6 protein-coding genes are annotated in these 7,835 nt (G+C 62.5%); 3 read left to right on the top strand and 3 right to left on the bottom strand.

The window, feature by feature from the left end; genetic code table 11:
• Positions 1-101 precede the first annotated feature (101 nt).
• Positions 102-254, top strand: coding sequence for a photosystem II reaction center protein PsbN (psbN, locus tag KBZ07_RS12995; protein ID WP_254932007.1), 153 nt, complete (start codon positions 102-104; stop codon positions 252-254).
• A 3-nt stretch (positions 255-257) separates the two neighbouring features.
• Here the strand turns inward: psbN and KBZ07_RS12990 are convergent, their stop codons facing one another.
• Positions 258-3,188: an alpha-mannosidase gene (locus KBZ07_RS12990; protein WP_254932006.1), complete on the bottom strand. Its 2,931-nt coding sequence runs from the start codon at positions 3,186-3,188 to the stop codon at positions 258-260.
• A 114-nt stretch (positions 3,189-3,302) separates the two neighbouring features.
• On the opposite strand from KBZ07_RS12990, the gene KBZ07_RS12985 reads away from it, so the two are divergent.
• Positions 3,303-3,422 carry a photosystem II reaction center protein I gene (locus KBZ07_RS12985; RefSeq protein WP_006172424.1) on the top strand — a complete coding sequence of 40 codons (120 nt, stop codon included), beginning with the start codon at positions 3,303-3,305 and terminating at the stop codon, positions 3,420-3,422.
• Positions 3,423-3,561: 139 nt separating this feature from the next.
• Positions 3,562-5,952 (top strand): DUF3769 domain-containing protein, encoded by a 2,391-nt coding sequence (locus KBZ07_RS12980; protein ID WP_254932005.1) that lies wholly within the window; start codon positions 3,562-3,564, stop codon positions 5,950-5,952.
• Here the strand turns inward: KBZ07_RS12980 and KBZ07_RS12975 are convergent.
• Together KBZ07_RS12975 and leuC are read right to left on the bottom strand one after the other, a co-directional pair.
• Positions 5,939-6,553 (bottom strand): 3-isopropylmalate dehydratase small subunit 2, encoded by a 615-nt coding sequence (locus KBZ07_RS12975; protein ID WP_254932004.1) that lies wholly within the window; start codon positions 6,551-6,553, stop codon positions 5,939-5,941. The two genes, KBZ07_RS12980 and KBZ07_RS12975, sit on opposite strands and share 14 nt — an antisense overlap.
• Positions 6,554-6,561: 8 nt before the next feature.
• Positions 6,562-7,835: 3-isopropylmalate dehydratase large subunit (gene leuC / locus KBZ07_RS12970; protein ID WP_254932003.1), on the bottom strand; the 1,274-nt coding region annotated here is incomplete at its 5' end.

Here is a 7,835-nt window from a genome sequence, read left to right as displayed (position 1 = left end):
ATGGATTCGCTTTTAGTACTGTAAGGGCCTCGCGTACCGCGCCGCGGCTGTCCGTCGAGAGTTGTGACGCAACCCGTCACCTGCATTCCCCTTCCGCCTCCATGGACCCCACCGCCACCACCAGCTCCCCGGCCCTTTCCGTGGCCCTCGCCGTGCTGGCGGTGCTGCTTTCACTCACCGGTTTTGGGGTGTACCAAGCCTTCGGGCCGCCCTCCAAGGGCCTCACCGACCCCTTTGACGACCACGAAGACTGAGCCCTAAGCGCTGACCCAATCAGGGCGCACTCGCCAAAAGCCCAGGCTCCACGGCGCCAGCAACCAGGGATCTTCAGAGAGCTTTCCCCGGGAAATCAGAGGCTGATCCAGGCCATCGAGTCGCTCCAGCAGCTGCCAGCTCTCTCCCAACTCCAGGTAACGGCGGCAAGGGGAACAGTTCTGCACGGTGAGCACCACGTCTCCCGACTCCCCTAGCGGCCGGCAGCCCAGTAGCAACAGCCCCTCGCCCAGGGGAGGCAGGGCCTGATGTCGTTTAGGCCGGCCCTGGGCCGCCGCCGGCCGCAGCCATAGCGGTTCCCTGAAGGCCACCGCCTGCTTGGGCACCTGATCCCGGCACCAACCTGCTGGGCAGGGCGCCAGGGCCAGCCGCAGGCGCTGCAAGCCGTTATCGGCGCCAGGATCGGGCCAAGTAGGCGCCCGCAGCAACGACACACCCAACTGCTCCGGACTAGCCGACACCCCCTGGGGCCCATCGAGCAGCACCGCCAAGCCGCCGCCAGCAGCCACAGAAGCGATCCAGCTGATCGCTGGCAGCTCCCAGCGGGCCTGCTCGCGGGCAGTGACCGGCTGGGCTGGCCGTTCCAGCACGCCACCGGAGGTATCTGCCGCCCAGCGCTGGGCCGACTGGGCCAAGGGGATCTCCAGGCGCAGCAGCTCATGGCGCTGGCGCCAGTCGACGCTGAGCACAAGCTCGAGCCAGGGGGTATTGGCAAGTAAGCGCCCCTCAAGCCGCACCGCACTTGCCCCGCACTGGCCCCGCCACACAAAACTGGTGCACAGCTCGCCCTGCTCCAGCCAGCTGGGCTCGCCCTGCCACTGCCAGGCCAGCGGATGGTCCCGGTAGCCCGTGGCGATGTCCCAGGCATCCCAAAACTCACCTCGATCGGCAAAACGCCGCCAGGCCAGCGGGCCTGCCAACTGGGGATGATCCTGGCTATCCCACAGCTGCTCGAGGCCCCGCGGACCCAGCTCAAAACTCACCAAACCGTTGCCGCAGCGCCAGCCCTCTCGCCACACCGGCGCCTCAACCTGAGCTACCTGAGGGGCCGCCGCTGCGACCGTTCGCTCTAGGGGCAGGGCGGCCACGCCCGCCAAGGGCGGCAGCTGCAGCCACTGGCCGCCAGCCCGGGCCGGCTGGGACGGCAGCTTCACACCGCCGCAACTCCAGCCGCCCAAAGGCACCCGCAGGCTGCGGGCCCGGGGAGGCAGGGGCTGGAGCTGGGCTACCCACCAACCCACGCCCACACCGTCATCTTCACCCTCACCAGCTCCTATCCAGGCCTGCAGAGCCCGATCCCGTTGCAGGCAGGCGCTGCGGCGCGCTGCCCGCCACTGGGGCTCGGCCTGCTCGAACACCTCTGGAATCGAGGTGCCGGGCAAAATGTCGTGAAACTGCTGAAAAAGCAGCGTTCGCCAGTCGACCGTTTCAGGATCGCCGGCTAGGGCCTGGGCCAGCTCCGCCTCCCGCAGCAGCCGCTCGAGTGTGCGGTTGTGGCGCTTCTGATCAGGGCGCGAGGTGGCGCAGCCGCGATGCAGCTCCAGGTAGAGCTCGTCGCGCCACACCGGCAGCCGGGGCGCCAGCGGCTCGAGGTCAGCCAAATAACCCCGCAAGCTGCCGTGATGCTGGGGAGCAGCTTCAGCTTGCTGCTGCCAGAGCCGCAGCTGCTCGAGCATTTCAGCGCTGGGGCCTCCACCGTGGTCGCCCACTCCGGGCAGCCACAGGGCCGAATCAACCCCGGTCGCGCCTTGCCAAGCCAAGCGATAGCGCTCCATCGCCACGGGATCGCCATCGGTGCCGATCGGGGCGTTGATCAGGGCCAGCAGCTCGGAACCACAGCGGCTGCGCCAGCGAAACAGCCGGTGGGGGAAGGGATTGGTGGCGTTCCAGGCCATTTTGTGGGTGCAAAACCAACGCACGCCGGTGCTGCGAGCCACGGCCGGCAGGCCGCTGGCGAAACCAAAGCTGTCGGGCAACCAGGCCAGATAGTGCTCCAGCTCAGGGAAGCTGGCGGCGCTGAATTGCTGGCCCAGCTGAAACTGGCGCAGCAGTGAGGAGCTGCTGATCAGCACGCAGTCGCTCTCCACCCAGGGGCCGTTGATCGGTTCAAAGCGACCGGCTGCCACCGCACGCTGCAGGCGGGCGAACAGGGCCGGCCGGTGTTGCTGCAGCCAGGCGTATAAGGCCGGTGTGGAGTGGCCGAAATGCAACTCCTCGAAGCGCTCGATCAGATCAAGGGCAGAGGTGAAGGTGCGCTCGGCCGCTTGCCAGGTGTCGGCCACCGGCCAGAGCCAGGCCAGATCGAGGTGGGCATGGCCCAACACATGAAACCGACCCGTCGGCGGTTCGCCGCTGCGCAGCTGGGCAAGCTCAGCCTTGGTTTCAGCCAACAAATCCAACGGATCGGCTGAATCCAGGGGCTCGAGCTCGAGACGGCTCTCGATCAGGGCACCGTCGTCGTGCAAGGGGCTGCGCAGGCGTAACTCCAGCTCAAGGGCCTCCCCCTGCCACCAGCGCTCGGGCAGCAACCAGCGGCAAGCGGTGTCAAACAGGTCGCCGCCATGCACCGGCACACCATCCACCCGCAGCTCCACCTGGTCGGCCCACCAGCGCAGCACCAGCCGGGCCTGGGCAACGGGCTCCGGCTGGTGCAGCTGCAGCCAGGTCGCCGGGCAAACCAGCCGCAGCCGTAGCTCCCGCCACTGGCCACCCCGCGGCCAGATCACCAACCCCCGCGCTGCCCAATCCGGACGACATTGCTGGCCCCAAGGATCGTCAAGGGCTGGGCCAAACCGCCCTCCCGCCTGCACGCAGCGCCAGGATGGTTGGAGATCCCAGCGCGAATGGGTTGGCCGCAAACGTGACTGAATCGTTTCAATCCGTGGGGTCTGCCCTAGTCCTGAGGCCTCAGGCATCGTTGGATGGCAAGCCGAGTCCCATAGGATGATCCCGCAGCTGCGGGGTCGACTAGGCCCTTCAACGCGCCTGTCACTCCCTGTCACCCGCTCGCCATTCCCCAAGGCCGAACCATGCTCGCCCTCAAGATCTCGGTTTATTCGGTCGTCTTCTTCTTTATCGGGATCTTTGTGTTCGGCTTTTTGGCCAGCGACCCCAGCCGCACCCCGAGCCGTAAAGACCTGGAAGATTGATCAGCTGGCACTAGGCAGGCAAGATCCTGATTCTGTTTGTGGGATGATCCCCAAAAGGACCTGCTGCGCCTGATTTAATCGTGCCAATTTCAGACACGCTTCCTTCAACACTTCGGGCTCAAGAAGGTATTAAGGGCTGATGGATTTGGCTGGCAATTCCCACCGAGTGCCTCTGGGGAAATCGCCTTTAAAAAGGCTCGCTCACCAACTATTAACAGCTGCTTGCCTATCCGTCCTATTCGCTCCAGAGGCTCTGGCAGGTGAAATTCCCAGCCAGCCTGGGGCGGTCAAAGCCTCTAGTTCCGTTATTCCTGCTCCCAACTTTGCTGTAATCAAGGCCGATCAGCAAGGCTACGACCAGCAACTGGGCCGGTTTGTTGCCACCGGCAACGTAGAAGCCCGCTTCAATGGCTGGCGCCTGCTGGCAGATCGAGTCGAACTGGCAGAAGCCAGCCGCAGTGTCTACGCAAGCGGGCAAATTCGCCTGATCAAAGGAGATCAATACCTACAAGCAAGCCGTCTGCGCTATAGCGAACTAGAAGACAGCGGCGAACTTGACGACGTCTATGGCGTTATCGAGCAGGACACCCTTGCCCGGGAAATCAATTTTAAAGAGGTCAACTCCCCAGATCCCAACGCCAAAACGAACGCTCTGCCGTCTAACTTCAGCCAACCAGCGTTTGCCTGTCCGCCACTCAGCACAGATCCTGCCAATAGAACGCTGGTGCGGGTGTTGCCACCAGGTCGCAGCAGCCTGCCCACCATGCCAGCGCCAGCCGGCTGCCCTGGCAGTGAGCTCTCGACTCCAGCTCTATCTCTAAATAGGGCACTGGAATCAGTTGCTTTCGGCCCCCCCCAAGCGGGCGGCCCGCAGGCACAGGCGATCTCGATGGGATCTGGGAAACCTGTCGTTAAAGCAACTGAGATCGAGCAGCTGCCAGACGTGGACTCAAAGGTGAGCAACGTGACGTTCCAGCAGAGCTGGAGCACCAGCCTGAAGCTCGACCTGGGAGCCGTTATTGACACCACGGACTCGCTCAACAGCAATGGGCAGGGCTACCGCCCGCCCGCAAACAAAGCGGGCACGATCAGCCGCATTCGCTTTCAAGGAGCCCAGATCCAAATCAGAGGCAACCGCTGGACTGCCGAACAAATTGCTTTTACCAACGATCCCTTCACTCCTGCCGCCTCTTGGAGCCTGGCCCGCAAGGTGGTGGCCGTTATGGATGGGCGCGGCGTGACCCGCATCAACAGCCGCAGCAGCCAGATTCTGCTGGACGGCAAAGTTTCTTTGCCGGCAATCACAAACACAACCATCGGCGCCGAAGAAGCTCGTTTTGCCTGGGATACGGATAAAGAAGATCGCGATGGCTTCTTTATTGGCTACAATATGGAGCCAATAAAAATAGGCAAGCGGGGCAGCTTGCAACTCCAGCCCCAGCTGAATGTGCAGCGGGCCATCGAAGGCCGTACCAGTAGCTATGTGCTTCCTGGACAAAGCCTGGCTAATCCCACCAGCGAACAGACCGCCAAGCTCGCAGATATGTTCGGCCTGCTGGCGGGACTCAACCTGCCCATGGGCTGGCTCTCATTAAATGCTGAAGCCAGCCTGTCTACCCTCAACCCAGACAACTTCCGATCCGGCATCCGCAGCACCAGTCGCCTGACGGCTCCACTCAACCTGCCCGGCCATACAAGCGCAAACGCTGATCTATTTGGATCCTATCGCGAGCGCATTTACAATGGCAGCCTGGGACTTCAAACCGTAGTTTATTCCTATGGCGCCAATCTAGCTGGCAACGTGGTCTTGAATCAGCCCAAGGCTCAGGCTGCCCCCCTCAAAGCGCCCTTCTTTACGCCAGTGAATCTCAACTGGGCAGCCCAATCCGGCGTATATGAGGCGACACTATTTGGAACAGAAACGCTAGATACTCTCTGGCGTAGTTACGCCAACTTGGCTTTAGGCACAACCCTGCAGCTCTGGCAGGGCTCTGCCCTTGATGCCAGTGAAGATCCCAAGCGGGGCTTGCGCTATGCACCTGTGCCGGTAGTACCAGGCCTGGGAATCAACTTCGGAGCCAGTGGCTATGCAGCCACATATAGCGATGGAGCAAACCAGAACACCCTCACCCTGTGGGGCGGACCTTCGTTCACACTGGGACAGTTTGATCGACCCGTATTCGATTACACCCGCTTCTCCGCCTCAATCGCTGGCACCTTTTTAAATGGAGCCAGCCCCTTTGGCTTTGATCGCACGGTAGATCTACGCACCCTTAGCTTTCAAGCATCCCAACAAATCTATGGCCCAATTGTGCTGGAAGCTGGTGCCACCTTCAACATTGACAATGGCTCCGAATTCTATGGCGATGTTTCCTATTCCTATGTGGAGTTAAAACTGCAACGCCGCTCCTACGAGGTTGGTGTCTACTACAGCCCCTACGACGGCATCGGCGGCATCCGCATCAAACTCAACGACTTTAACTTCAACGGCAATGGCACACCCTTCGTGCCCAAGCCTAGAAGCCGTTGATGTAAGGCAACGATGCAGCGGTGCGAGCCAGCTCGCCGTCGTTGGCCAGCAACTGGGAGGTGGCATCCCATTGCCCAGAAGCCAGCATCTGCTGGGGACCGGACTGGAGTTCTAGCTGCCAAAGCTGCCCCCGTGAGGCTTCCAGGGTGGCATTAGCCAGCGACAAGCTCAGCTCCTGGCCAGGATCGGCAATCAGCGACTCTTGCAGACTCAGCACGCTGGCGTGGGATGAGGTGAAACAGGGGATTCCCAAGGCCAGACAGTTGCCATAGAAGATCTCAGCAAAGCTTTCCCCCACCACCGCCCGGATGCCCCAGCGCATCAACGCCTGGGGAGCATGCTCACGACTTGAGCCACAGCCAAAGTTGCGGTTCACAACCAGCACAGAGGCTCCCTGCAGCCCTGCTCGATCGAAGGGATGCTCCCCAGAGAGCTCGGCCCGATCATCGGCAAACACCTGCTCGCCAAGCCCGTCAAAGGTGACACATTTAAGAAAACGGGCTGGAATGATTCGATCGGTGTCAATGTCGTCGCCGGTGATGACAACGGCGCGCCCGCGCACAGCCGAGATAGGGCCAAAGGGAAAGCTGGAGGTGGTCATGGCCGCGGTCATGGCGTGGTGTTAATCATCTGGCGCACATCACACACTTTGCCGGCAATTGCGGCCGCAGCCACCATCGCCGGACTCATCAGCAGGGTGCGGCCGGTAGCCGAGCCCTGGCGACCCTTGAAGTTGCGATTACTTGAACTAGCGCTGATCTGGCGGCCCTCAAGCCGGTCTGGATTCATGGCCAGGCACATCGAGCAGCCGGGCTCACGCCACTCAAAGCCAGCTTCCCTAAACACCTGGTCAAGCCCTTCAGCTTCCGCAGCCGCCGCCACCTGTTCAGAGCCAGGCACCACAAAGGCCTTGATGCCCGGAGCCACATGGCGTCCCTTGGCCACCGCCGCAGCCGCCTGCAAATCGGACAGGCGCCCATTGGTGCAGCTGCCAATGAAGCAAACATCCACCGCTGTGCCTGCAATCGGAGTGCCTGGCTGCAGATCCATGTAGCGGTAGGCCTCCTGGGCCAAGGGCCGCTCATCCGGCTCTGTCTGCTCCAAGGTTGGCACCGTTTCATCAACGCCGATGCCCTGGCCGGGGGTGATCCCCCAGGTGACTGTCGGCGCAATGGCCGCAGCATCGAAGCGCACCTCATCGTCAAAAACTGCGTCTGCACCACTGGCCAGGCCACGCCACCAGGCCACGGCCCGCTCCCAGGCTTCAGCCTTGGGGGCATAGGGCCGGCCTTGCAGGTAGGCAAAGGTGACGGCGTCGGGGTTGACATAGCCGCAGCGGGCACCGCCCTCGATTGCCATGTTGCAGAGGGTCATGCGCTCCTCCATCGTCAAAGCATCGATGGCTGGACCGGCAAATTCGTAGGCGTAGCCCACACCACCTTTGACACCCAACACCCGGATGATGTGCAACACCAAGTCCTTGGCATAGACGCCCGGCTGCAGCTGACCCTCAACCCAAATCCTCCGCACCTTGAGCTTGCCCATCGACAGGCTCTGGCTGGCCAGCACATCGCGCACCTGGCTGGTGCCAATGCCAAAGGCAATCGCCCCAAACGCCCCGTGGGTGGAGGTGTGAGAGTCGCCGCAGGCGACGGTCATACCCGGCTGGGTGAGGCCCAATTCAGGGGCAATCACATGCACGATTCCCTGGCGGCCGCTGCCGAGGCCATGCAAAGGAATGCCGTAGTCGCTGCAGTTGCGCTCGAGGGTGGCGAGCATCTCCTCCGCCAGGGGGTCAGCGAAGGGACGCGCCTGGGATGTGGTGGGCACGATGTGATCAACCGTAGCCACGGTGCGCTCGGGGAGTCGCACCGGTAGGCCCA

The sequence above is a fragment of the Cyanobium sp. BA20m-14 genome (assembly GCF_024346295.1).
The sequence above is the reverse complement of the archived record's forward strand: the minus strand, read 5'-3'. Positions and strand labels throughout refer to the sequence as shown.

Coding starts and splice junctions, on each gene's coding strand:
- psbN (WP_254932007.1), top strand. CDS start 102: ATGGACCCCACCGCCACCACCAGCTCCCCGGCCCTTTCCGTGGCCCTC.
- KBZ07_RS12990 (WP_254932006.1), bottom strand. CDS start 3,188: ATGCCTGAGGCCTCAGGACTAGGGCAGACCCCACGGATTGAAACGATT.
- KBZ07_RS12985 (WP_006172424.1), top strand. CDS start 3,303: ATGCTCGCCCTCAAGATCTCGGTTTATTCGGTCGTCTTCTTCTTTATC.
- KBZ07_RS12980 (WP_254932005.1), top strand. CDS start 3,562: ATGGATTTGGCTGGCAATTCCCACCGAGTGCCTCTGGGGAAATCGCCT.
- KBZ07_RS12975 (WP_254932004.1), bottom strand. CDS start 6,553: ATGACCACCTCCAGCTTTCCCTTTGGCCCTATCTCGGCTGTGCGCGGG.